Here is a 24,908-nt window from a genome sequence, read left to right as displayed (position 1 = left end):
CGCCGCGCGCCGCGCGCGTCTTGCCGGCCGTCAGGCGCGCCGTCACCGGGCCCGCCACCGCGGGCTTCGTCACCGCGCGCACGGCAGGCACGATGGCCGACGTGCCCAGCGACGGGCCGCCATGGCCTTCGTCATCCTGGGACAAACGGAACGTGGCGACCGAATCCTGCAAGCGGCCAGCCTGTTCCTGCAACGAGCTGGCGGCAGCAGCGGCCTGCTCCACGAGCGCCGCGTTCTGCTGCGTCACCTCGTCCATCTGCGCCACGGCCTGATTGACCTGCTCGATGCCCGAACTCTGCTCGGCCGAGGCCGCGCTGATCTCGCCCATGATGTCGGTCACGCGCTTCACTGCCTGCACGATCTCGCCCATCGTCTGGCCGGCTTCGCCCACGAGCACGGCACCGTTGTCCACGCGCGCCACGGTATCGCCGATCAGGCCCTTGATTTCCTTCGCCGCATTCGCGGAGCGCTGCGCCAGGCTGCGCACCTCGCCGGCCACCACCGCGAAGCCGCGGCCCTGTTCGCCCGCGCGTGCCGCTTCCACGGCCGCGTTCAGCGCCAGGATGTTGGTCTGGAACGCGATGCCTTCGATCACGCCGATGATGTCGACGATCTTGCGCGAGGCTTCGTTGATCTCGTCCATCGTCTGCACCACGCGGCCGACCACTTCGCCGCCGCGCACGGCGGTCTCGGACGCGTTGGCGGCCAGACCGCTGGCCTGACGGGCGTTGTCCGCGTTCTGGCGCACGGTGCTGGTCAGCTCTTCCATGCTCGAGGCGGTTTCCTCGAGCGAAGCGGCCTGCTGCTCGGTACGCTGCGACAGATCGTTGTTACCCGCGGCGATTTCACGCGACGCCGTGCCGATCGATTCGGCCGACTCCTTGAAATCGCGCACCATGCGCGACAGGTGATGCTGCATCTCGCTCATCGCGTGCAGCAGGCTCGACTGGTCACCCTTGCGCAACGCCACCTTGCCGGAGAAATCGCCATCGGCGATACGCGAGGCAATGCGCGCCGCGTAGCCAGGTTCGCCGCCGAGCTGGCGCGACAGGCCGCGCGCGAGAAGCATGCCCAGCAGCACGGAGACCACCAGGCCGCCCAGCACCAGCACCAGCATGACCACGCGCGAGCTCTTGTACACGCCGTCCGATTCGTCCATGTTGGCGCGCGCACGCTCGTCGCGGCGCTTCACCATCTTGAACAGCACGTCTTCCAGGGCACGGCTGTCCTTGAGCAGGTCAGTGCTTTCCGTGAACACCGTGCTTTCGAACTGCGACGTGTCCAGCGGCTGCTTGCTCACGAGTTCAACGTACTTCGTCATGCGCTCACGGAACGGCGGCACGAGGGTCTCGTACTGCTTCACCATGGCCTGGCCTTCCGGCTGCGTGAACGAGCCCTTGGCGGCCTTCACGCGTTCTTCCATGGTCGCCAGCGACTTCTCGATGCGCTCCTTCTCGGTCGCGCGCTCGCCCATCGTGGATGCCGATAGCAGCGCGATCTGCGCGCGGCTCGCATACACGAGGTTGATGTTGCCGTCCTGCACAGCCTTCAGCGCCTGCAGGTCCTCGTTGTAGATCTTGCCGGTCCAGTCCGCCATGCGCCCCATGTTGATCACGCCAAGCAGGCCCATGATGGCGCCGATGACGGATACGACCAGGAAGCCGGCTATGAGCCTGGTCGTAACGCGTAGTTGATTGAACCACTGCATAGAACTACCCCCTTCTGTCAGATAAGACCGGGAATGGCATTGCTGCGCGCTCCCGCATTGTTGTCGTGGCCGTACCGGCCACTCTTCCCCGTTCCCGCCGCCAGTCCTGTTAGGTTCTGATACCGGCAGCAAGGCGGACTGGGCCGCGACGCCCCCGTCCGCGCTCCCCTACGGGTTCCCTCAGGCGGCACCAGCCGCCGCGTCGATGGCCGCAAGTTCTTCCACGTCCATCAGCTTTTCGATATCCGCCAGGATCAGCATGCGGTTCTCCACCGAACCCAGACCCCGGATGTAGTCGGTTTCCATGCCCCCGGACAGCTGCGGCGTCGGCTTGATCTGCGATTGAGATAGCGTCAGCACATCGGACACGCCATCGACGACGATGCCCGTCGTGCGGCGATTGAGGTCGACGATGATCACGACCGTGTATTGGTCGTAGCTGATCTTTTCCTGACGGAACTTGATGCGCAGATCGATGATCGGCACGATCGTGCCGCGCAGGTTGATCACGCCCTTGAGATAGGCGGGTGCATTGGCGATCTGCGTCACCGATTCGTAACCACGAATCTCCTGCACCTTGAGGATGTCGATGCCGTACTCTTCGCGGCCGAGCCGGAAAGCCAGGAATTCTTCCCCGGCGCCGTCAGCCTTCGTCTGGATAGTCATGTTGCCCCGCTGCAGTGTTGGTGGGGGATGGCCCCACAGTGTTAACGGCTGCAACCGGGGTGGCTGAAGGGCGACTTGGCTACGCCGATCACCCCTCTGTGGGAGGGGGCAACAGAGCAGCCACCGAGTCGATCAGCTGTTCGGGGTCGAACGGCTTGGCGAGAAAACCGGAAGCGCCCGCCTCGCGCGCCTGCGCGCGGATCTGGCCGTCGGCTTCCGTGGTGAGCATTAATATCGGCACGGTGGCGTAGTGCGGCGTGCCTCGGAGCGCCCGGATTAGCGTCAGGCCGTCCATGCCGGGCATGACCTGGTCGGTCACGAGCATCCCGAACGCCCCCTCGCGCGCCACCTCGTGCGCCTCCTTGCCATCGGCGGCCTCGGTAACCTGATAACCCGCGGCACGCAGGCAGGCCCCGATCATGCGGCGAATGGACGGCGAATCGTCGACGACGAGGATGGTTGGGAGGGACATGACGGCTCCAGAACGCGAGAGGTTCTCGTTCTAACGTCTGCGCCCGGCCGTGCTTTAGCGCCGCGAAGGGGGGCATCCCGCAAATTAGAACGAAAGCTCTAATTCCGGCGCTTAATTTTCCCCTGGGATCAGACGCGTACCGGCTGACTGTCGCGCAGGATCTCGGCAAACGACGACGCATCCAGCGGCTGAGCCATCAGGTAGCCCTGCACTTCGTCGCAGCCCATGCCGTTCAGGATATCGAGCTGGGAATGGGATTCCACGCCCTCGGCCACGACCTTCATGCGCAGTTCGTGCGCGAGCGCCACCATCGAGCCCACGATCGCGCGGCCCTGCGGGTCCGCATCGAGGCCCCCGATCAGCGTGCGATCGATCTTCAGCGTACCGACGCGCAGCCGCTTCAGGTATCCGAGGCTCGAATAGCCGCTGCCGAAGTCGTCGAGCGCCACGTGGATGCCGAGCGACTGCAGTTCGGCCAGCGTTTCGAGCGACTTGCCGATGTCCTTCATCGCCGCGGTCTCGGTGATCTCCAGCGTGATCGCCGATGGGGGGATGTCGTGCTGATGGATCTGCTCCAGCAGGTACTGCGGGAAGTTGCGGCTGGCAAAGCGCAGCCCGGACACGTTGATCGCCACGGGAACGACAGGCAGTCCCGCGTCCTGCCACAGCCGGACCTGCGCGCACACGCTGGCGATCACCCAGTCGTCGAGCTTGTCGATCTGGCCGGACTGTTCGGCCACCATGATGAACTCGGCCGGATTGACCACGCCGAGCGTCGGATGGCGCCAGCGGCAGAGCGCCTCGGCGCCGACCACGGTGCGGTGCTTCACGTCGAACTTCGGCTGATATTGCAGCGACAGGCCGTCGTCCTGGATCGCCAGCCACAGGTCGCGGCGAATCACGCGCAGGCGGCGCGCGCGCTCCCCCGCGGCGGAATTGAACACGCGCACCTGGTTGGAGCCGCTCTCGCGGGCTTCCGACAGGCTCACGCGGGCGGCCTGCATCAGCGCCTCCGACGTCTGCGCATCGCGTGGATAGATGGCGATGCCGATGTTCACGCCGATCTGCATCTGCAGCCCGCGCGCGGCCACGAACTCCGCGAGCGACCCCAGCACACGCGAGCCGAGTTCATGCGCGCGGCTGTGGTGCACGAGCTCGGGCACGCCAACCGCGAACTCGTCGCGCGCCAGGCGCGCGAGGAAGTCGTGCGGCTCCAGCGCGGCTTGCGCCAGGGCGCCCGCGTCCTGCGCGAGGATATCGTCGGCGCGGACCTCGAAGACCTCATCCACCTCGCGGAAATCCGCGATATGGATCAGCAGCACGGCGCAGCCCGTCTCGGTCAGCCTTGCCTGTGCAAGGGTCTGGTCGAGCCAGCGGCCGAAAGCGACACGATCCGGCAGATCGGTGGAGACGCTGTATTCGCCGACGGTCTCCCCGCCGCGGCCGGACGGACGCACCGTCAGGCCGGGGATGCGTCCGACCGGCTTGCGACCGCCGCGCCCCGCGACGCGCGGTACCAGCGCGGCCGACGGGAAGTCGTCGGGCGTATCGTCGATCAGCGTGGCTTCGGGACGCATCGGCGCGGGCAGCCAGCCGCGCGATTGCGCGCGATGGAACGCGAACATCGCGAAGCAGAGCAGCGCGATGCCACCGCCGAGCCAGCCGGGGTCAGGCAGCACCGCCGCGTCGAGGCAGGCGCGCGCGGTCAGCGAACCGTTGCCGCACAGCCGGCCCATGCGCGCGCCGGCGACGGCGACCATGCCAGCGCCGCCGAGCATCGACATCACGGCCACGACGCGCCAGGCGCGCGTCGCGCCCCGCAGCCAATGTTTCAGTAATGTGAAAACATGCGTGGAGGCAATGCCGGCCGCGGTGGCCGACGCGAACGCCGAGACCGCGCGCACGGGATCCTCGAGCGCTGGCAGCGAGCCGGAACCCATGGCCACCCACAGCGGCATGCCGATCGATGCCTGCGACATGACGGCGGCCGACCATGACAGGCGGCGTAGCATCTTGCCGTCCCGGCCCGCGTCCGGCCTGGCTGCGCGCATGCCGAGCGCGGCGGCGGCGCCGAGCAGCACAGCGAACAACAGGAGACTAGAGGTCGAGGCAATCATCGGGGCTTACGGGCAGCGGGCTTGCGCGAATCCGGGAGAACGAAGGCTGGAACGCGTGCGCGACTCACACCGAAGAGGCAGAAACAAAAGCCCGCATCATGGCATTTTGCCGTCGCCGTGTGAACAGCCGTTCGCTCAAATCCTTTCATTCAGAACGTCAGAACGCGCTCCAGTTGTCGTCGGCGGACGCGCCGGCGCCCGCGGCGGCCACATCGGGACGCAACAGGCGCGTCTCGCGTGGCTTGCGTACAACGGGCGCACGCACTGCCGACGGCTTCACCGGCTGACGCGCGACAGCCGTGCGCGCGAGGGCCGGCGCCGGCGCCGGGGCGTCCGACAGATCGGGCGCCACGCGCGCCACGGCGGCGGCCACCATCGGCGCCGGACGCGTGCCGCTGGCGGCGAGCGTGAACACCGACACCACGCTCTTGAGCTTCTGGGCCTGCTCTTCGAGCGCGCCCGCCGCGGCCGCGGCTTCCTCCACCAGCGCCGCGTTCTGCTGGGTCACCTCGTCCATCTGGCTCACGGCCTGATTGACCTGCTCGATGCCCGTCGTCTGTTCCTGCGTGGCCGCGCCGATCTCGTTCATGATGTCCGTCACGCGGCGCACGGCCTGGACGATCTCGCCCATGGTCTGGCCGGCCTCGGCCACAAGGCGCGTGCCCGATTCCACGCGCTGCCCGGACTCACTGATCAGCGATTCGATTTCCTTGGCCGCATTGGCCGAACGCTGCGCGAGGCTGCGCACCTCGCCCGCCACGACGGCAAAGCCGCGGCCCTGCTCGCCGGCGCGTGCCGCTTCCACGGCCGCGTTCAGCGCGAGGATATTGGTCTGGAACGCGATGCCCTCGATCACGCCGATGATCTCGACCACCTTCCGCGACGCGCCGTTGATCTCGTTCATCGTATCGACGACGCGGCCGACTACATCGCCGCCCTTGAGCGCGATCTGCGAGGCCTCTCCGGCGAGCACGCCGGCCTGGCGCGCGTTGTCGGCGTTCTGGCGCACCACGGTCGTCAGCTCTTCCATGCTGGCGGCCGTTTGCTCGAGCGACGAGGCCTGTTCCTCGGTACGCTGCGACAGGTCCGTATTGCCGGCCGAGATCTGTTGCGTGGCCGACGCGATCGAATCGGTGCCGCCGCGCACCTGCGCGACGATGCCCGAGAGGCTGTCCTGCATGGTCGCGAGCGCCTGCATCATGCGGCCGATCTCGTTGCGGGACACGCTGACGATGTGCGACGTCAGGTCGCCGCGGGCCATCCGCTCGAACACGCCGAGCGCCTCTTCCACGGGGCGCACGATCGCGCGGTGCAGCGTCACGGTGCCGATCAGCGCGATGGCCATGCCGAGCACGATCAGCGCCACGACCACCATGCGCAGCCATTCGAAACGCGACTGGGCGCCGTCGAAGTTGTCCTTGCCTGTCCGCATCTGGAATTTCTCCAGCGCTTCATGCGCGGTGCTCATGGCGCGCTGCATTTCGGGCAGGGTGTCGCGCGCCAGGCGCAGCGCCTCTTCCCGATTCTGCGCGAGCAAGGCGTTCTGCAGCGGCACGGCGCCCTTCTCGAAGAAGTCCTGACGCTTGCGCGCCAGTTCGCCGGACAACGCCTTCTCCTCGTCGCCCTGCGGCAGCGCCATATAGCGCTTCCATGCGGTCTCGGAGGATTCCACGAACACCTTCGAACGGTCGACATGCTTCTTCGGATCGTCGTTCTCGGCACCCGGCATCACGCCGCGGTCCAGTGCCAGACGGATGCGCGTGGTGCCCAACATCGCCTCGCTGAGGGCCTGCGCCGATGCCAGCTGATTGGAATAGGTTTCCTTGAGCGCGTCGTTGGACTGTGAAATGCCGTGCAACCCTGCGCCGCCTACGAGCAGCAGAATGACGGTCAACGAAGCCATCGCCCCTCTAAGCAGGGTTTTGATCTGAATATTCTGAAAGGACATGGTGCGCCGAAGCCATTAGGTTGGATGCGACGAAGGTTCTCCTCACCCCCGTTCCGGCGGGCCACTCTATGGTGAACCGCTCAGGGGCAATAACGGCGACCCGGGTTCATCCTTGAGGCGCACCGGTAAATCGCAATCACGAATGCACATTCGCGCACATGACCGTGAGGACGGTTATTGTGGGGCTCCCGGCACACGGTCGAAATTTTCCCAAACGTAACACTGGCGCGGCGGTGCAGGAAGTTGCGCCGATTTTCACAAATCCGAGACAGCATGCCGATGGGAAAATTCTGCATCGGCGGAACGTTCCGCAGGTCACGCGAAAATACCCGACGACTCGCTTTCTCTACAAAAGTTCAGTGCGCAATTTGAAATGAACGCATTCCGCGTTCATTCGCTGTTTCTCGGAGAACGGCCGTTACGCCGATTTGCAGCCACGCAATAAATGGATATAATTCCCGTCGTCAATCAGCGATCGAGGCAACCATGGCGACCTATCAGGAAATCGTTCAGAAAATCAACGAACTGCAGAAGCAGGCCGAGGAGATCAAGTCTCGCGAGCAAGCTGCGGTGATTGCCGATATTCGCGAGAAAATCGAACAATATGGCCTCACGGCCGACGATCTGGGCTTCGGCGCAAAGCCCGCGGCCGGCAAGAAGGCGAGCCGCAAGGTGCCGGTCCGCTATCGCGACACCGCTGGCAATACCTGGACCGGCCGGGGCAAGCGCCCGGGCTGGCTGACGCAGGCACTGGCCAATGGCAAGACCGTCGAGGACTTCCTGATCCGCTAAGCCTCACGGGGCGGCAGGTATTAAAAAACCGGGCAAATCGCCCGGTTTTTTATTTGTCGCAGTCACGGTCAGACGCACGAACCCGCAAACCCAAGCGGATTCATCGACTGCCACCGCCACGAATCCTCGCACATGCGATCGATGTCATGCCTGGCGCGCCAGCCAAGAAGACTTTGCGCAAGCGCCGGGTCCGCGTAGCAGGACGCGATATCGCCGGGACGGCGATCGACGATCTGGTACGGCACCGGCTTGCCGCTGGCCCGTTCGTACGCCTTGACCACCTCCAGCACGCTATAACCGCGGCCGGTACCCAGGTTCACGGTCATGCCCTGGCCCTTGTCGCGCAGATAGACGAGCGCCGCCAGGTGGCCATCGGCCAGGTCGGACACGTGGATGTAATCGCGCACACCGGTGCCGTCCACGGTCGGATAGTCGCCACCGAACACCATCAGTTTTTCGCGACGGCCACCGGCCACCTGCGCCACATACGGCATCAGATTGTTCGGGATGCCGCCAGGGTCTTCGCCAATCAGTCCGCTTTCATGCGCGCCCACCGGATTGAAATATCGCAGATACCCGATTTTCCATGCTGGATTCGACAACTCCAGGTCGCGCAAAATCTGCTCGCCCATGAGTTTCGTCTGTCCGTACGGGTTCGTCGCCGAAAGCGGGAAATCTTCGAGGATTGGCACGGTGTGCGGATTGCCATATACCGTCGCCGACGAACTGAAAACCAGCTGGCGCACCTCCGCAGCATCCATGGCCGCGCATAGCGTGAGCAGGCCGTTCAGATTGTTGTCGTAATACGCAAGCGGCTTGTTCACCGATTCACCCACCGCCTTGAGCGCGGCAAAGTGAATCGCGCCAGCAATCTTGTGCTCGCGGAAAAGCCGGTCCAGCAAGGCGCGGTCGCGCACGTCGCCTTCCACGAAATTTGGCTCGGCTCCGGTAATGCGTGCGAGACGTTCCACGACCGCGCGATTGCTGTTGCACAGATTATCGAGGCCGATGACGTTGTATCCCGCATTGTGCAGCGCGACCCAGGTATGGGAAGCGATATAACCGGTGGCTCCAGTCAGCAGTAAGGTCTCGGACATGTGATCGTTTTCTGGATGGAAATCGTTGAGCGGGCGCCATCATACCCGCCGAAGGTTACGCCGGAGAAATCTCGGCGCGATGCGCCATTGGCAATCCGGCACGTGCCTGCCATGCCTGATACGCCGCATGCAGCCGCCAGCCCGACTCGAGGTCGCGCATGCCCAGCATCTGCGCGACGGCGGCAGGCGGCACGCCCGCATCGAAGTGCATTGCACCACAGGTGTTGCGCAGCGTCTGTGGGGAGGCGCGCTCACTGCGGCCGGCGAGCACGCCCGCCTCGTCGAGCAGCATCTCCACCCGGCGATAGACGGACGCGGCATGCATCGGCCGCCCGGACGCCAGCGCCGGAAAGACGAGGTCGCCCAGCGTCCCGGCCGCCGCCCGCAGCGCGAGCCAGTGCCGCAACGGCGCATGCGCGAAACCGAACAGCGTTGCCGTATAGGCGCGCCCGTTGTCCGCGCGCACCATCCGCAGGGCAGGCACGCCATGGTCATCGCGATCGTCGAGCCCGTCAATGGCATCGAGCCGCAACGCGCGAATCTCGGCCACCTTCAGCCCCGCGCCGAGCAGCACCGCCACGAGCGCCACGTCGCGGGCGCGCTTCCATTGCGTGGGCGAAATACGGCTCGGCTGGCCGGGCGCCTGGCGGGCGGCGAGGGCATCCTCGGCCGCCGGAGCCAGCACGCGCGCGACCAGGAGGTCGCGCTCGCCCGGCAACAGGAATGCCGTGGGGTCGTTTTCGCCATCGGCGAGCTTCGTGCGCACGGCGATGCTCGCGGGGTTCACGAGGTCCTGCCGCGCGAGCGACAGATGCTGGAACACGCGCTCGATCAGTCGTGCGTAACGATAGCGGTGCGACTTGTGCAGCTTCTGGGCGTCGAGGAACTCCCCGATCTGGGCAGCCGACCACGTCAGCGGCGCAAGGCCCTGCTCGCCGGACCATCGAAGCAGCTTGCCCCACATCGATCGATAGACGACAGCCGTCCCATGGCGAAAGCCGTGCTGCGACAGCCACCCGTCGAACGCCCGTTCCGGCTGTGCGCGCCAGCTGTCGAGGTCGGCATCGAAGAGCGCTTCGGCATGCATGGCCGGATGGTCGGCGCGGGAAGGGATGGTCACTGACGGTTCCGTCGGCTGGCAGGCGATGCGCCCATTGTAGACAACCCGCCACAGGAACATCCATCGCCGTTTGCCGCTTGCGGTGCGGGCCATCTGCTCTATACTATCGACCATACTATGCAACGAGTTGCATAACGACTGCGTAATAACGGCTGCGTAGACGAACTCGACGACCTGAATATTCGCTGGAGACTTCCCACCATGGCCCTGCCCGCCCTGCTGCAAAACCGTCTTTCCCTGCCCGCGGTGTGCTCGCCGCTGTTCATCATTTCCAACCCGGACCTCGTCATCGCCCAGTGCAAGGCGGGCGTGGTGGGCTCGTTTCCCGCGCTGAACGCGCGGCCCGCCGAGCAGCTCGAGGTCTGGCTGGAGCGCATCACGACCGAACTGGCGGAACACGACGCGCGTCATCCGGACCGTCCGTCGGCGCCGTTCGCGGTCAACCAGATCGTGCATCGGTCCAACGACCGCCTCCAGCACGACCTCGAACTGTGCGTGCGATACAAGGTACCCATCGTCATCACGTCCCTGGGTGCGCGGGAAGAGGTCAACGACGCTGTGCACAGCTACGGCGGCATCGTGCTGCATGACGTCATCAACAACCGTTTCGCGCGAAAGGCCATCGAGAAGGGCGCGGACGGCCTGATCGCCGTGGCGGCTGGAGCCGGCGGCCATGCGGGGACCATTTCCCCGTTCGCGCTGCTGCACGAGATCCGCGAGTGGTTCGACGGTCCGCTGCTGTTGTCGGGCGCCATCGCAAGCGGCAACGCGGTCCTCGCCGCCCAGGCGGCCGGGGCGGATCTCGCCTATATCGGCTCCGCGTTCATCGCAACGGTCGAGGCCAATGCGGACGCCGCGTACAAGCAGATGATCGTGGACAGCGCCGCCGAGGACATCGTCTACTCGAACCTGTTCACGGGCGTGCATGGCAACTACCTGCGCGAGAGCATCGTTCGCAGCGGGCTGGATCCCGACGCCCTGCCCGTTTCGGATCCCACGTCGATGAATTTCGGCTCGACACGCGTCAAGCCGTGGAAGGATATCTGGGGCGCGGGTCAGGGCGTCGGTGCCATCAAACGCGTGGTACCGGCCGCAGACCTCGTGCATCGCTTCATCGAGGAATACGCGCTCGCGCGCCACCGTCTGGGGCTCGCCGCGCCCGGCACGGCGACCGCCGCCGCGCCCGCGCTGGGCTGAGCCCGGCTTCAGGGCGGCTTCAGGACGGCATCAGGGCGGCTTCAGGGCATCGAGGGGGCGGCGAGCAGCGACAGCACTTCCCGCCCCCACGCCACCCAGTCTTCCTCGAAGCGAATCCCACGCTGAAGGAGCGCGTATTGCAGCTGCTGTGCGCGGTCCACCGGCGCGACGCCAAAATCCCTGCGCTCGATATTGCGATAGGTCTCGAGCCGCGCCTCGTGCAACGCGATCAGGCGCGCCATTTCCTCCCCCAACCCCAGCGGGCCGATGGCTGCGTCCGCCCGCAGCTTGACGAGAATCTCCTCGCGCTGGTCCAGGCCGTGTCCCGGCGACCGGACCCAGCGCGCGAGTTCCTCGCGTCCGGCGGGCAGCACCCGATATACCTTTTTACGGTTCCTTTTTTCCGCCTCGTCGCCTTCTGACATGTTCGGCGGCTCCTCCACGGCGATCCAGCCCTGCTCCGCCATGCGGCCAAGTTCGCGATAAATCTGCTGGTGCGTCGCGTGCCAGAAGTAGCCGATCGACCGATCGAAGCGGCGTGCAAGGTCATAGCCGGACGACGGCTTCTCGATGAGCGAGATCAACAGTGCGTGCGGAGTGGACATGCGTTGGTTGGCGTTTTTCGACGGGCACGGAGCTTGCGAGAGGGGGTCCGCCCGCGACGATCGCGTAATGGTATCGCGCAAGTCGGGGCAAGTCATGCCGTTAACCGGTGAGACCGCGCCCGGATCTGGAGAAGGCATTCACCAGAATGTGACAAATGTCACCTTCATCCATTTCTGACGATTTAAGCAGTTGTTCCGATACAGAATTAAAAAAGTCGAAATGGCAATTCCCGATCGCCTGCAATACATTCCAGACATTGCAACCCGCATGCGCGCGCCATCGGCGCACCGCCGTGCGTGGCTGATCCATATGCATCCTGGGAGTCTGTCATGAACGCAAGACCGGACACCGCGACCCTGTCCGCGCTCTCCGAACTGTCGGAATTGTCTGCCGAGACGAACGAGATTTCCCTGGCGTCGAGCGATCGGCCGGGTCCGATCCAGCGCCGGGCGACTTCCGCGCCGATCTACTATCGGCTACCCGACACGCCGGAAGGCCACCATATCAAGGAGTACGCGAGCGGACTGCGTCAGCTCGTGCGCTTCGTTGGCGTCGAGGAACAGGTCGTCAAGTACAGCCTGACGTAGCACCCCGAATGTCTCCTCCCGCCCTGAAGCCAGGGGCTTGGGATTCGGCCCGCGAACATCGGCATGGTGTCGCGGGTTTCTTTTAGGGCCTAGCAGATCCGGCAAACAAAAACCGGCCCAATGGGCCGGTTTTTCATGGTGCCGCAGGACTGCCGGGACGCGGATCAGTCCACCGTCGCACCGGAAGCCTTCACGACCTTGGCCCACTTCGCGGCCTCGGTCTTCATGAACGCCGCCAGCTGCGCCGGCTTTTCCGGGTTCGGTTCGGCGCCCTGCTCGGCGAGCTTCTTCTTCACGTCCGGCATCGCGAGGATCTTCACGACTTCGGCGTTCAGGCGGTCGACGATCGGCTGCGGCGTGCCACCCGTGGCGTACAGCGCAAACCACGAGGTCGCTTCATAGCCCGGCACACCGGCTTCCGCCACGGTCGGCACGTCCGGCAGTGCCGGCGAACGCTTGGCCGAGGTCACGGCGATGGCGCGTAGCTTGCCGGCCTTCACGTGCGGGTAGGACGACGGCAGGTTGTCGAACATCAGGCCGATCTGGTTGCCCAGCAGGTCATTCACGGCCGGGGCGCTCCCCTTGTACGGAATGTGCTGGATATGCAGGTTCGTCATCATGTTGAACAGTTCGCCCGACAGATGAATCGACGAACCGCTGCCCGACGAGCCGAACGACAGCTTGTCCGGGTTCGCCTTGACGTAGGCGATCAGTTCCTTGATGTTGTTGACCGGCACCTTCGGGTTCACGACCACGACGTTCGGCACCATGGCGACGCGCGAGATCGGCGCGAAATCCTTGACCGGATCGAACGGCAGCTTCGAGTACAGCGACTGATTGATCGCGTGCGTGCCGATCGTACCCATGAACAGCGTGTAGCCGTCGGCCGGCGCCTTGGCCGCCAGGCTCGCGCCGATGTTGCCGCCCGCGCCCGGACGGTTGTCCACCACCACCGGCTGGCCCAGGGCCTTGCCCAGTTCCAGGCCGACGATGCGCGCCAGGATGTCGGTGGTGCCGCCGGCCGAGAACGGCACGATCAGCGTGATCGGCTTGGTCGGGTAGGTACCCTGCGCGTAGGCGCCGCCGATGGAAGCGATGCCGGCGGCGATTGCCACGCCGGCTGCCAGCAGGTGTCTGCGCACCTTCGAAGGACGTTGGGTAATGCTCATGCTTGACTCCACTGTATCGATGGGACCGTGCAGCCCTCGTAAGGCTGCCGGGTTGTGCTGAATCTTGTCGTTAAAAGGGCGCCATCAAATTGGCGCGACGCCCAGCGTGGTGCCGCCGCAGACGTACAACACCTGACCGGTCACGAAACCATTGTCGGGCGACAGGAAGAAGAGCGAGGCGCGAGCCACGTCTTCCGGCGTTCCCATGCGCTTCACGGTGATGCTCGCGAGAATGCGCTTGGTCTGTTCGCTGCCCTCCGGATTGCTCTTTCGGAACAGCTCGGTGGCGATGGGACCCGGCGCCACGGCGTTGACGGTAATACCGTCGCCGCCCAGCTCCATCGCCAGCGTTCGGGTCATGCCAACGAGGCCGGCCTTGGTCGCGGCGTACACCACGCGATCCGGCTTGCCCAGCGCCGCGCGCGAGGCCATGTTGACGATGCGGCCATAGCCGGCCGCGCGCATCGCGGGCAGGCAGGCCTGAGTCAGCAGCATCGAAGCCTGCAGGTGCAGGCCGACGACGTAGTTCAGGTCGGCCACGGTCGCCGTGTCGGCCGTGCCGGGACGCGTGGCGCCGGCGTTGTTCACGAGCCGCGTGACGGCGAACTGCGAGGTCACCTGTTCCGCCACGGCGCGGGTCGCCTCGGCATTGGTCAGGTCGGCCTGGAAAAAGGTCATGTTGGGATGGGACCAGGTGGGGGCAACGTAGTCGACGTTGATCACCTTGGTCACGCCATCGGCCAGCAGCATTTCGCTGATGGCGCGTCCAATACCGGAACTTGCACCGGTGACGAGCGTGGCAACGGGAAGGGACATCTCAATACTCCGCACCGGCTAACGACGCCGGTTCCATCAGAAAAAGATGCGGCAAGGCCGGCGAGCCTGTCGGCCCGGCCGCATTTGCTCTACCTCGTTGGGGAAGAGACCGTACTGAACCTTCCCACTCAGGGTTAACGGCAGGAAGGTCGGAAGGTTGAGCGCGAAGCGTTACACGCGCTCGATGACCATCGCGATACCCTGGCCCACGCCAATGCACATCGTGCAAAGCGCGTAGCGGCCACCGGTACGGTGCAGCTGGTACATCGCGGTCGTCACCAGACGCGCGCCGCTCATGCCGAGCGGGTGGCCCAGCGCGATCGCACCGCCGTTGGGGTTCACGCGCTTGTCATCGTCTGCCACGCCGAGCTGGCGCAGCACCGCGAGACCCTGCGCCGCAAAGGCTTCGTTCAGCTCGATCACATCCATCTGGTCGATGGTCATGCCGAGTTGCTTGAGCACCTTCTGCGAAGCGGGAACGGGGCCAATGCCCATCACGCGCGGCGCCACGCCGGCGGTTGCCATGCCCACGATGCGCGCGCGGGGCGTCAGGCCGTGTTGCTTGATGCCGGCTTCGCTCGCCAGCAGGATCGCGCAGGCGCCGTCGTTCACGCCCGAGGCATTGCCGGCCGTCACGGTACCGTCCGGACGCACCACGCCGCGCAGCTTGGCCAGCGCTTCCATGCTGGTGGCACGCGGATGCTCGTCGCGCTCGACGACGATCGCGTCGCCCTTCTTCTGCGGAATCGTGACCGCGGTGATTTCCTGCGCCAGCGTGCCGTCGGCCTGCGCGCGCGAAGCCTTTTCCTGGCTGCGCAGCGCCATCAGATCCTGGTCTTCACGGCTGATCTTGTAATCGGTGGCCACGTTCTCGGCGGTCTCCGGCATCGAGTCCACGCCATACGCGGCGCGCATCGCCGGGTTGATGAAGCGCCAGCCGATGGTCGTGTCGAAGATCTGCGCGTCGCGCGAGAAGGCCGAGGTGGCCTTGCCCATCACGAACGGGGCGCGGCTCATGCTTTCCACGCCGCCGGCGATCATCAGGTTGGTCTCGCCCGACTTGATCGCGCGCGCGGCCGTGCCGGTTGCGTCCATGCCCGAACCGCACAGGCGGTTGATCGTCGAGCCCGGCACTGCTTCCGGCAGGCCCGCGAGCAGCAGCGACATGCGCGCGACGTTACGGTTGTCCTCGCCCGCCTGGTTGGCGTTGCCGAAGATCACATCGTCGATCGCGGCCGGGTCCAGGCCGGTGTTGCGTGCGAGCAGCGCGCGCAGCGGCACGGCGCCCAGGTCATCGGGGCGAACCGCCGACAGGCTGCCGCCGTAACGGCCGATGGGGGTACGGATGGCGTCGCAGATAAAGGCTTCGGTCATGATCTGTCTCTCTCGGTGCTATGTCGTGTGAACTGACGTCAGGCGGCCACGGCCTGCTTGAGCGCCACGCCGGTAATGCGTTGCAGTTCGTCGAAGCTCAGGCCTTCGACGAGGTCGCGCGCGACTAGGCCGTCGGGCGTGACGTCGATCGTGGCGAGGTCCGTATAGATCCGCGTCACGCAGCCGATGCCGGTCCGCGGATACGTGCACTCCGCCACCACCTTGCTCTCGCCTTGCTTGGTCTGGTGTTCCATCATCACGAACACCTCCTTGGCGCCGATGGCGAGGTCCATCGCACCGCCCACGGCGGGGATCGCACCGGGCGCGCCGGTATGCCAGTTCGCGAGGTCGCCCTTCGCGGACACCTGGAATGCGCCCAGCACGCAGAAATCGAGATGGCCGCCGCGCATCATCGCGAACGAATCCGCGTGATGGAAGAACGAGCCGCCAGCCTTCAGCGTCACGGGTTGCTTCCCGGCATTGATAAGGTCGCCGTCTTCCTCGCCCGGCGCGGGCGCGGGGCCCATGCCCAGCACGCCATTCTCGCTGTGCAGCAGGATTTCGCGGTCCGAGGGCAGATGGTTGGCCACCAGCGTGGGCAGGCCGATGCCGAGGTTCACCACGGCACCTTCGGGAATGTCGTTGGCCACGCGGGCGGCCATTTGATCGCGGGTCAGGCGTTTCATGTCTGTTCTCCTTGTCGCGCGTCAGGCGGCCTTGGCGGCGGCGCCTTCGATCTTCACCACGCGCTTGACGAAAAGGCCAGGCGTGACGACACGTTCGGGATCGATCTCGCCGAGTTCGGCGATATGGCTCACCTGCACGATCGCGCATTTGGCCGCCGTGGCCATGATGGGGCCGAAGTTGCGGGCCGTCTTGCGGTAAGTGAGGTTGCCCCAGCGGTCCGCCGTGTCCGCCTTGATCAGCGCGAAGTCCGCGTGGATCGGCTTCTCGAAGACGTAGCCCTTGCCGTCGATGATGCGCGTTTCCTTGCCTTCGGCCAGCGGCGTGCCATAGGCCGTGCGCGTGAAGAAACCGCCGATGCCGGCACCGGCCGCGCGGATGCGTTCGGCCAGGTTGCCCTGTGGCACCAGTTCCAGCTCGATGTCGCCAGCGTGGTACAGCGAGTCGAAGACGTACGAGTCGGCCTGTCGCGGGAACGAGCAGATGATCTTGCGCACCTGACGGGCCTTGAGCAGCGCGGCCAGACCGGTCTCGCCGTTGCCGGCGTTGTTGTTCACGATGGTAAGGTCGCGAGCGCCCTGGGCGATCAGCGCGTCGATCAGTTCCGCGGGCATGCCCGCAAGACCGAAGCCGCCGATCATGATCGTGGCGCCATCGTGGATGTCGGCGACCGCCGATTCCACCGAGTCATAAAGCTTGTTGATCACTTGCGTTCCAATCACGGAAGGGTCCGGCAGGGGGTTCCGGGCCCGGGCCGCAGGGGGCGGCGCGCAAAGCAGGTCTCCGGATAATTCTGGCTGGACGAATCATCCGCTGCGTCGCGGCTTGGCGCGGCGGCAGCGGAACAGGGTCCGACAATCTTGTGTTGTCTGGTACAAGCGGCGTCGTGGCGCCCCAGGCTGCCCGGTCGCGGAATTCAGTGGTTCGGCTATGCTGTTCGCATATCGAACTTGAATTCGCACAATGAACAGTGGGAAGAGATTACACCTGCGACCATCGCGCGGTCAAGCCAGCGGGACGGCACGCGCCGCCCCGCATGGACTCAGGGTAGTTGGAGGACGGCGTGGCTGCCAGCCGCGCCTGGACGCACTTCGAGCCGCACGTCGATGCGCTCGCGCAGCTCGCTGACGTGCGAAATGATGCCGACGAGGCGGCCGGCCTGCTGCAGGTCCAGCAATGTGCGGATGGCGAAGTCGAGGCTCTCCGGGTCGAGCGTGCCAAACCCTTCGTCCACGAACAGCGTGTCAAGCTGGATGCCGCCCGCGCGCAATTGCACGACGTCGGCGAGGCCCAGCGCGAGGGACAGCGAGGCAAGAAACCCTTCGCCGCCGGAGAGCGTGTTGGCGGGACGCGTGCCGCCGGTGTCGTGGTCGAACACTTCGAGGTCGAGCCCGCCCGCGCTGCGCTGGTCGGATTGCTCGCGCACGCGCTGCAGCGTATAGCGGCCGCGGCTCATCCGCATCAGGCGCTGGGACGCGGCTTCGAGGACCTCATCGAGCAACGAGGCGAGCACGAAGCGCTGGAACGTGATGCGGCGCGGATTGTTGCCATTGGCGACTTCCGACAGCCGTCCCAGCACCGCATAGCGCGTCTCGATGTCGCGGCCGTCGGCGTCGAGGGCGTCGAGCAGGCGCTGGCACTGAAGCAGTGTTTCGCGCGCGGCGGCAAGTTCGCTGCGCTGACGGATCGCCGCTTCGAGGTTGGCGGCCGCCGTGTCGCGCGCAGCCCGGAGCGCGGGCAGGTCGGGCGGCTGCAGCGATTTGGCCTCGGCTTCGGCGCGTTCGCGGCGGTCGGCCGCGCGGGCGATCTCGAGTTCGAAGTCACGCACGGCTTCGTCGAGGGCCACCATCGCGGCGGGCGGCAGGCAGGCGGTCTGCCATGCCTCGAGACTGTCGAATCCCGCCGCCGCGATGGCATTGACGAACGACGCCTGGGCCTGGACGTGGCGGGCATCGGTCTGTGTCAGTTGCGTGCGCGCGGCGTCGAGGGCCGCCACGGCTGCCGCCAGCTGCGCCGCCGCGTCGCGCTCGGCCAGCTGCGCGCGCTGTAGCGATTCCTCGAGTTCTCGCGCGCGGTCGCGTGCCGCGCTCAACGCGGCGTCCAGCACAGCCGGGTCACGCGAGTCTTCGGGCACCTGCTCGCACGCGCCCTTCCATTCGCCTTCGAGCTGCGCGGACTCATGCGCGAGCCGCTGAGCCACGGCCTCAGCCTCACGCTGCTGCGCCACCGCCCCCTCATGCGCCTGCCGCGCCTCGATATGCGCGGCCTCGAGCCCGGGCAACCGCGCGGCGGCCTGCTCCGCGACCTGCAGCGCCGCGGCGAGCCGGGCCAGATCGGCCTGCACCGCCTGCGCAGCGGCTTCCGCCAGCACGTCTGCGTTGGCTGCGTCGGCTGTGCTGGTCGCGCGTGCATCGGCAGGGTCCCCAGGCGTCGGAACAAGTTCCGCCAGCTCGGCAAGGTCCGCAAGCCGGGCCTCGGCCTGCGCGAGCTCGTTCTCCGCCGTCTGCCGGCGCACACCCGCTGCCTGCATGTGCTCGTCCGCGCGCTGCAACGCCTCGCGGCTCGCATCGAGCTGCGCGTCGCTGACCGAGAGCAACTCCCTACGCACGGCCAGCGAAGGATGGTCCGTCCCTCCGCACACAGGACATGGCGCTCCGCGAGCCAGATCGCTGGCGAGCCGCGCGGCCTGCCCAGCGCGCCAGGCCTGCTCGTCATGCGCCAACGCCTGCCGCGCGCCATCCCGGGCCGCCACCGCGCGGCCATGCGCATGCCCGGCAGCCACCAACGCCTCGCGCAAGGCAGGAAGACACGCGCGCGCCGCCACATAACGCTCCAGCCGCGCCTGCCGCTCGACCGCGCGATCGCGCTGCAACGTCAGCGCGGACAATGGCATCGCCGCCGCGCGCGCTCGCTCGAGATCGCCTGCGACCGTCTGCTCCCGCTCCACAAGCCTGGAAACCGCCGCCGTCGCCGCATCCCGCGCAGCGATCGCCGCCGCCAGCGCCCTGGCGGCATCGCCCAGACGCGCCTGCAACGCGCGCATCTGCCGTGCGCGCGGCAGCATCGCCTCACGCGCGGCAATGTCCCGCTGCAGGGCGACACGCATCTCCGCGCGTCCCTGTTCCGCAGCCAGCGCCTCCGCTGCCCCGCGTGCCGCCGTCGAATGCGTGGCGACCTCCTGCTCCCGCTGCGCAAGCGCCTCGCGCGCCTCGGTCTGATCGCGCACCATCGCCGCGAGATGCTCGGCCATCGGCGATACCTGCGCCGCCCGCTGCGCCGTCCGCAGCCGCGCCCGCTCGGCGACCATCGCTTCCCGCCGCGCCGATAGCTTGCCGAACGCTTCTTCGGCATCGTGCCAGCGCTTGAGCTGCTGCGCCTCGATCTCGGCCTTGCTCAGCGCGGCCCGTGCCGCATCGCTATCGGCCCGCGCGAGCTGTTCCTGCCGGTCGAGCATCGACAACGCGTCCTGCTGCCCGGCGATCCGCGCGGCCAACGCCTCTGGCGTCGCCAGGGAATGCTGGTCGAGCAGCGTCTTGCGCCGCAGGGCAATCGCATCCGCCTCGCGACGAATCCCCGCCGCCTGTTCCTTGAGCAACTCTTCCACGCGACGATAGAGCTCGGTCTGGAACAGCCGCTCGAGAATCGCCTGCCGTTCCTGCGACTTTGCCGTCAGCAACTCACGAAACCTACCCTGCGGCAGCACGATGACCTGCCGGAACTGCGCGCTATCGAAGCCCAGCAGTTCCCGCACCGCATCGCTGACACGACCCGGCTGGGTGGCCTTGCTGACCCAGCGCTCGTCGGTCAACGCATCGAGCTGCGCTTTGGGAATCTCGCGCACGAGCGTACCCGACGCCCGCAGGCTCGGCCGCTCCTGCGCGGGCGAGCGCGTGACGCGATAACGCTGCGCGCCCAGCGCGAACTCCAGCGTGACTTCCGTCCGCAGCGCCGGATCGGCGTTGGCATTGCGCATGTCGCGGGGATCGCGCTCGCCGCCCGACGTGTCGCCATACAGCGCAAAGCAGATGGCATCGAGCAACGTGGTCTTGCCGGCCCCCGTGGGGCCATGAATCAGGAAAAATGCCTGGTCACCCAGTTGGGTGAAGTCGATCGACTCACTGGTCGCGAACGGACCGAACGCCTGCAGTTTCAGGTGGAGCGGTTTCATGCCGATTCCCTTTCCGATGCGGCCATGGCGGCAAGCAGGTCGTCCAGCGTGCGGCGCTGGTCCACGTCGAGGTCGGCGTCGGCCACCTCGCGGAAGAAGCTGGCGAACAGTGCGCCGGTATCCAGTTCGCGCAGGCGGCGCCCCGCCTCCCGCGCGGTGCCGCTGCGCGCGAGGACCGCGCGCTCCATCGCCAGCGCATTCGGATAGGCCTGCCGCAGCCGCGCCATCGGGTCGAGCAGCGCGCCGGCATCCGTGAGTACCGCATGAATGTAGTCGTCGCGGCAAGCGTCGTCCGCCGCGTTCGCGATGAGCGTCGCGAGGTCGCCACGCAATAGCCGCAGGTCTCGCAGCGGCGTCAGCGCGATGGGTTCGATGCGCACCGCGCCCGAGCCGTCGAGTTCGACCAGCGACACGCTCTTGGCATGACAAGCCTCCGACAGCGAATACTTGAGCAGCGAACCGGAGTAATGGACGTTGGTGCCAAGCGTCTGCGGACGATGCAGATGGCCGAGCGCGACGTAGTCGAAACCGTCGAACACACCGGCCGCCACGGCACCGCTGCCGCCCACCGATAGTGGACGCTCCGATTCGCTCACCGCGCCACCGACGACAAAGGCATGGGCCACGGCCACGGAGCGCGTGTTGGCCGGATGCGCGGCGCGAATGGCCGCCAGTTGCGCGCCGAGCGCGGCCTCGTGGCTCGGGAGGTCCAGCCCCAGCGCGTCCCGCACGACGGCGGGCTCCGCATAGGGCAACGCGTAGATCCGCACGTCGCCATGCGCATCGCGCAGCGTGAGGGCGCTGGCCTGCGCGCCCACGCGTCCCGCCACATGCAGACCCTGACCGGTCATGAGCCGCGCGCCGAAGTCGAGCCGCTGGGCGCTATCGTGGTTGCCGGCGATCATCACGACGGGTACTCGCTCGCCGACGACGATGCGCGCGAGCACATCGTCCAGCAAGGCAACCGCGTCGGGCGGCGGCACCGCTCGATCGTAGACGTCCCCGGCGATCAGCACGGCGTCGGGCCGCGTGTCGCGCACGAGGGCAACGAACTGGTCGAGCACGTGAGCCTGATCCTCGATCAGGCTACGGGCATGGAACAGCCGACCGAGATGCCAGTCGGCGGTGTGGAGAAAGCGCAATCTGATTCCTTGGGCGACGTCATTCGCGACACGAGTGCCGCATCATAACGTCACGCCAGCGTCTCATGCGGCTTCCCCATCGTTTCAGGCGGACTCGACCTCGTTATCGGCGGCCTCGCTATCGACGATCTGGAACTTGCGCATCTTCTCCCACAGCACCTTGCGGCTGATGCCGAGACACGTCGCCGTGTCTTGCCGCCGCCAGCCGTTCGCATCGAGCGCCGCGATGATCCGACGCCGTTCCTCCGCATCGCCGCGCGACTCCGCGGGGCGGTCTCCGCCATCGAACGCGCCGGGGCGCAACCCCCGAAACAGCGGGCGAATGCGCTCCTCGTCCCAGCTGCCGCACTGCTGCACCGTGATGCCCACGCGCTCGGCAAGGTTGCGCAACTCCCGCACGTTGCCGTTGAAGAACGCGGTCCCCACCGCGCCGCGGAGCCAATCGGGCATCGGCGGCAGGACGTCGAACCGCTTGGCGCCCATCATATGGCGCATGAACGATTGCAGCAGCGCCACCTTGTCCGCGGCGCCGCGCTCCTCGAGGCTTGGGATGCGCAGCTCGATCACCGCAAGGCGGAAATACAGGTCCGCCCGGAACTTGCCTTGCCCCACCGCTTCACGCAGGTCCTTGTTGGTGGCCGCGACCAGCCGGAAGTCGAGCTTTACGGGCAGCGCCGAACCGAGCCGCGTGAGCGCGTTCTCCTCGAGCACGCGCAGCAGCTTGACTTGCTGGAACAGGGGCAGGTCGCCGATTTCGTCAAGGAAGAGCGTGCCGCCGTTGGCCTGCTCGAAATATCCGCGATGCGCGAACATCGCGCCCGTGAACGCGCCCTTCGCATGGCCGAAGAATTGCGACTCGAACAGGCCATCGGGAATGGCCCCACAGTTCACCGCGATGAACGGGCCCTTGCCGTACGTGCGATTGCGATCGTGGAACAGCCGCGCGATGCGCTCTTTCCCCGCGCCGGTCTCGCCGTAGAGCATCACGTTGCTGTCGAAGTCGGCAAACGTGTCCACTTGCTGCAATAACTGCAGCATGGCGGGCGATCCGGCGACGAGGTCCGCGACATCGGGTCCCGTCTCCGACGCGGCCAGCAACTGCGGCATGAGCTTGCCGATCTGCGTACGCAGATCCGGACCCGTGAAGTCGTGCGGGAGGATGTGCGCGTACTCGGCGGGAAAGCGCCCCGGATCCACCTCCCGGTCGGGCGCGGCCACCCACACCACGGGCATGCCATGCGCGGCCTCCCACTCCAGCGTGAACTTCGCGGTCCCGATCGCCGACGCACTGATCACAGCGACGCAAGGCTTGGTACGCGGCTCCGCCGGAAACGACTCGAGCGCGCCAGCGCGAATCACATCGACCCCGAGCGGGGTCAGAAAGCGCGCCACGCGGTCGGCAATCTCGTACTTGCCTTCCCAGACATAGACTTCAAGGCTCTCGTAGGCCCAGCGGTCGGCTTTCATGTTGTCATCTTCATTTCAATACACCAGATCGGCGTTGTTGCAGTCGATGCCATTCATCCACAGGTCGGCGTTGCCGAGCTGAATGCCGAGCGGCGTCAGCAGCGTGGGCACCACAACATCCAGCAGTTTTGCGACGGGCACCAGCAATGCATTCACCAAGGCGCCGACGTCGATGATGGGCGGCAACCCGAGGCCGCCGAATTCAATCGTTGGCCGCAGGTTGCCCAGCAGTGAACCGATGGCCGTTGACAGCGGGTTCGTTGCGGTCGCATGCGTTTGTCCGCCCGGCGCGAGCACGACGTCCTGCGATCCCGCCGCACCCACAGGGACCGCCGGTATCGGCACGTTCACGACCTGGGCGCCGAGGATGTTGGCGAGCACGGTCTTGGTCGGCTCACAATTCGCGGAGCCGTCCGACTTTGCCAGGCATACCTTCGCCACCTGCTGCGTCAGCCGCAGCGTCGCCCGCCGGTCGGTGGACGTGCCCGCGCACTGGAGCTGCGTGAGCGATGCCGTCGCGGACGCCACCTCGACGTACAGCGGCAGATTGACCGAAGCAATCGGCAGATCGACCACGACGTCGAGCCGCAGGCCCAGTTGCGCGGTGCGCGCGGTGGTCTGCCATGTATTCGTTCCCGTCTGCCGCACGGGACCCACCGCCGTCTGCGGCGGCTGCGTGACGAACAGCCCGATGCTGGCACGCGCGATGCCCAGATTGGGGCCGCCCAGATCGACACGCGCACCGTTGCTGTTCGCGACTTGCGCCGAGAGCATCAGCAACGAGGCCACGTTGAGACCCACCTCGGCCGCCGACGAAGCCGCCGGCGCCAGCACGCCGAGCGCGAGCAACTTCGCCATGCTGACGGCAACGCCCACCGCGCCCACGCCTAGTGTCGTCGCGGGGCTTCCCACGGCGACGCCGAGCAGCGAGCTCTTGTTGGCCGCCTTGAGCACCAGCGCGTAGAAATCGCGCAGCGACAACTCCATGCCGAGCAGCTGATTGATGGTGCCGGCACCCGCCGCGACGCGCAGCTGCTCCAGCGTGATATTGGTGCCGACGAGCCCCGACCAGTCCACCGCCGAGAATTTCACGGTCACGTTGGGCCCCAGCAGCTTGCCCAGCAGGCTATTGGCCGTATCCACATCCAACAATCCACTCCCCACCGAAAACGACGCCACTGGCGGACTCCCCACCGCAATCGCCTCCGCTCTCAACTGCCGCCCACCGGACCCGGGAAACACAAACAACACCGGCAACGTCCGCGTGGCCTGCACGCGCACCGCGTTGGGCGACACGGTCGCGGGATATTCCGCGTTGAAATGCCGCGTGCTATCGCCATTCGCCGGATTACCCGGATCCCACAAGCCCAGGCATGCGCGCATGCCATCCGCCGCGCCCGCCGCGACCTCGCCGCAGGCCGTCGTCACCGCGGCCGGGTAGCCGTTCTGTGACGCGGCGCCCTGCACCGCCGCCAGCACGCCGGCACTGGTAGCCGCAAGATCCGACGCGCGCTTGAGTTGCTGCGCGCCCGACACCGCGGCCAGATCCGCGACCTTCTGTAGCTGCCGCTGCCCGTAGAACACATAGCCGATGTCGATCGACACGAGCGCCGCAACGCCGATGGTCGCCATCAGCATCACCGCCATCACGCTCACGGCGCCCCGCTGCCGAACGCGCGCGCCGGCTGCCCCGCCGCAAAAGACGGCGGAAGTTGGGGTGGCAGAAGCGCGGGTGAAGGCGGCGCGGGTGGCGAAGCGATCGGCGGGCATGATGGGTC

20 protein-coding genes are annotated in these 24,908 nt (G+C 66.6%); 3 read left to right on the top strand and 17 right to left on the bottom strand.

Annotation, left to right across the window (positions count from 1 at the left end; all coding sequences use genetic code 11):
* The 5 genes from KHP16_RS27655 to KHP16_RS27635 form a co-directional block, all read right to left on the bottom strand.
* A partial coding sequence (locus KHP16_RS27655; protein WP_211961578.1) for a methyl-accepting chemotaxis protein occupies window positions 1-1,708 on the bottom strand: 1,708 nt, incomplete at its 3' end.
* 180 nt (window positions 1,709-1,888) lie between these two features.
* Window positions 1,889-2,374 (bottom strand): chemotaxis protein CheW, encoded by a 486-nt coding sequence (locus KHP16_RS27650; protein WP_109585507.1) that lies wholly within the window; start codon window positions 2,372-2,374, stop codon window positions 1,889-1,891.
* A gap of 88 nt (window positions 2,375-2,462) precedes the next feature.
* A complete protein-coding gene (locus tag KHP16_RS27645) occupies window positions 2,463-2,846 on the bottom strand; it encodes a response regulator (protein WP_109585508.1) in 384 nt (127 codons plus the stop codon).
* Window positions 2,847-2,974: 128 nt separating this feature from the next.
* Entirely contained in the window at window positions 2,975-4,963 is a 1,989-nt protein-coding gene (locus tag KHP16_RS27640; protein WP_115953464.1) for a putative bifunctional diguanylate cyclase/phosphodiesterase, read from the bottom strand.
* A 157-nt stretch (window positions 4,964-5,120) separates the two neighbouring features.
* Entirely contained in the window at window positions 5,121-6,911 is a 1,791-nt protein-coding gene (locus tag KHP16_RS27635; protein WP_109585510.1) for a methyl-accepting chemotaxis protein, read from the bottom strand.
* A 486-nt stretch (window positions 6,912-7,397) separates the two neighbouring features.
* On the opposite strand from KHP16_RS27635, the gene KHP16_RS27630 reads away from it, so the two are divergent.
* Window positions 7,398-7,703, top strand: coding sequence for an H-NS histone family protein (locus tag KHP16_RS27630; RefSeq protein ID WP_109585511.1), 306 nt, complete (start codon window positions 7,398-7,400; stop codon window positions 7,701-7,703).
* Window positions 7,704-7,771: 68 nt separating this feature from the next.
* On the opposite strand, the gene galE is transcribed toward KHP16_RS27630, so the two are convergent.
* Window positions 7,772-8,800 carry a UDP-glucose 4-epimerase GalE gene (galE, locus tag KHP16_RS27625; RefSeq protein ID WP_211961576.1) on the bottom strand — a complete coding sequence of 343 codons (1,029 nt, stop codon included), beginning with the start codon at window positions 8,798-8,800 and terminating at the stop codon, window positions 7,772-7,774.
* Between the two features lie 55 nt (window positions 8,801-8,855).
* On the bottom strand, window positions 8,856-9,887 hold the full coding sequence (locus KHP16_RS27620) for a tyrosine-type recombinase/integrase (RefSeq protein ID WP_211961585.1): 1,032 nt from the start codon (window positions 9,885-9,887) through the stop codon (window positions 8,856-8,858).
* Between the two features lie 234 nt (window positions 9,888-10,121).
* Here KHP16_RS27620 and KHP16_RS27615 point away from each other — a divergent pair, with 234 nt between their 5' ends.
* Window positions 10,122-11,117, top strand: a complete 996-nt coding sequence (locus KHP16_RS27615; RefSeq protein ID WP_109585513.1) for an NAD(P)H-dependent flavin oxidoreductase — start codon at window positions 10,122-10,124, stop codon at window positions 11,115-11,117.
* A 41-nt stretch (window positions 11,118-11,158) separates the two neighbouring features.
* Here the strand turns inward: KHP16_RS27615 and KHP16_RS27610 are convergent, their stop codons facing one another.
* The gene (locus KHP16_RS27610) at window positions 11,159-11,722 is read right to left on the bottom strand and encodes a PadR family transcriptional regulator (protein ID WP_109585514.1); all 564 of its coding nucleotides are present in this window, start codon (window positions 11,720-11,722) and stop codon (window positions 11,159-11,161) included.
* 330 nt (window positions 11,723-12,052) lie between these two features.
* On the opposite strand from KHP16_RS27610, the gene KHP16_RS27605 reads away from it, so the two are divergent.
* Entirely contained in the window at window positions 12,053-12,310 is a 258-nt protein-coding gene (locus KHP16_RS27605) for a hypothetical protein (RefSeq protein WP_115953468.1), read from the top strand.
* Window positions 12,311-12,474: 164 nt separating this feature from the next.
* On the opposite strand, the gene KHP16_RS27600 is transcribed toward KHP16_RS27605, so the two are convergent.
* The 9 genes from KHP16_RS27600 to KHP16_RS27560 all read right to left on the bottom strand — a co-directional run bounded on the left by KHP16_RS27600 (window position 12,475) and on the right by KHP16_RS27560 (window position 24,900).
* Window positions 12,475-13,479: a Bug family tripartite tricarboxylate transporter substrate binding protein gene (locus tag KHP16_RS27600; protein WP_115953469.1), complete on the bottom strand. Its 1,005-nt coding sequence runs from the start codon at window positions 13,477-13,479 to the stop codon at window positions 12,475-12,477.
* A gap of 84 nt (window positions 13,480-13,563) precedes the next feature.
* On the bottom strand, window positions 13,564-14,295 hold the full coding sequence (locus KHP16_RS27595; RefSeq protein ID WP_109585517.1) for an SDR family NAD(P)-dependent oxidoreductase: 732 nt from the start codon (window positions 14,293-14,295) through the stop codon (window positions 13,564-13,566).
* 171 nt (window positions 14,296-14,466) lie between these two features.
* Window positions 14,467-15,669, bottom strand: a complete 1,203-nt coding sequence (pcaF, locus tag KHP16_RS27590; protein ID WP_109585518.1) for a 3-oxoadipyl-CoA thiolase — start codon at window positions 15,667-15,669, stop codon at window positions 14,467-14,469.
* A 38-nt stretch (window positions 15,670-15,707) separates the two neighbouring features.
* Window positions 15,708-16,355 (bottom strand): 3-oxoacid CoA-transferase subunit B, encoded by a 648-nt coding sequence (locus tag KHP16_RS27585; RefSeq protein WP_211961575.1) that lies wholly within the window; start codon window positions 16,353-16,355, stop codon window positions 15,708-15,710.
* A 21-nt stretch (window positions 16,356-16,376) separates the two neighbouring features.
* Window positions 16,377-17,060, bottom strand: coding sequence for a 3-oxoacid CoA-transferase subunit A (locus KHP16_RS27580; protein WP_109585520.1), 684 nt, complete (start codon window positions 17,058-17,060; stop codon window positions 16,377-16,379).
* 335 nt (window positions 17,061-17,395) lie between these two features.
* The gene (locus tag KHP16_RS27575) at window positions 17,396-20,521 is read right to left on the bottom strand and encodes an AAA family ATPase (RefSeq protein WP_211961574.1); all 3,126 of its coding nucleotides are present in this window, start codon (window positions 20,519-20,521) and stop codon (window positions 17,396-17,398) included.
* A complete protein-coding gene (locus tag KHP16_RS27570; RefSeq protein ID WP_211961573.1) occupies window positions 20,518-21,663 on the bottom strand; it encodes an exonuclease SbcCD subunit D in 1,146 nt (381 codons plus the stop codon). Before KHP16_RS27570 ends, KHP16_RS27575 begins: the two co-directional genes overlap by 4 nt.
* A gap of 84 nt (window positions 21,664-21,747) precedes the next feature.
* Window positions 21,748-23,130 carry a sigma 54-interacting transcriptional regulator gene (locus KHP16_RS27565; protein ID WP_109585523.1) on the bottom strand — a complete coding sequence of 461 codons (1,383 nt, stop codon included), beginning with the start codon at window positions 23,128-23,130 and terminating at the stop codon, window positions 21,748-21,750.
* Between the two features lie 15 nt (window positions 23,131-23,145).
* The gene (locus KHP16_RS27560; RefSeq protein ID WP_244836090.1) at window positions 23,146-24,900 is read right to left on the bottom strand and encodes a TadG family pilus assembly protein; all 1,755 of its coding nucleotides are present in this window, start codon (window positions 24,898-24,900) and stop codon (window positions 23,146-23,148) included.
* Window positions 24,901-24,908: the final 8 nt, after the last annotated feature.

The sequence above is a fragment of the Cupriavidus plantarum genome (assembly GCF_905397285.1).
Lineage (GTDB): Bacteria > Pseudomonadota > Gammaproteobacteria > Burkholderiales > Burkholderiaceae > Cupriavidus > Cupriavidus plantarum.
Note: the sequence above shows the minus strand (reverse complement) of the source record. Positions and strands in the feature narration are given on the sequence as shown.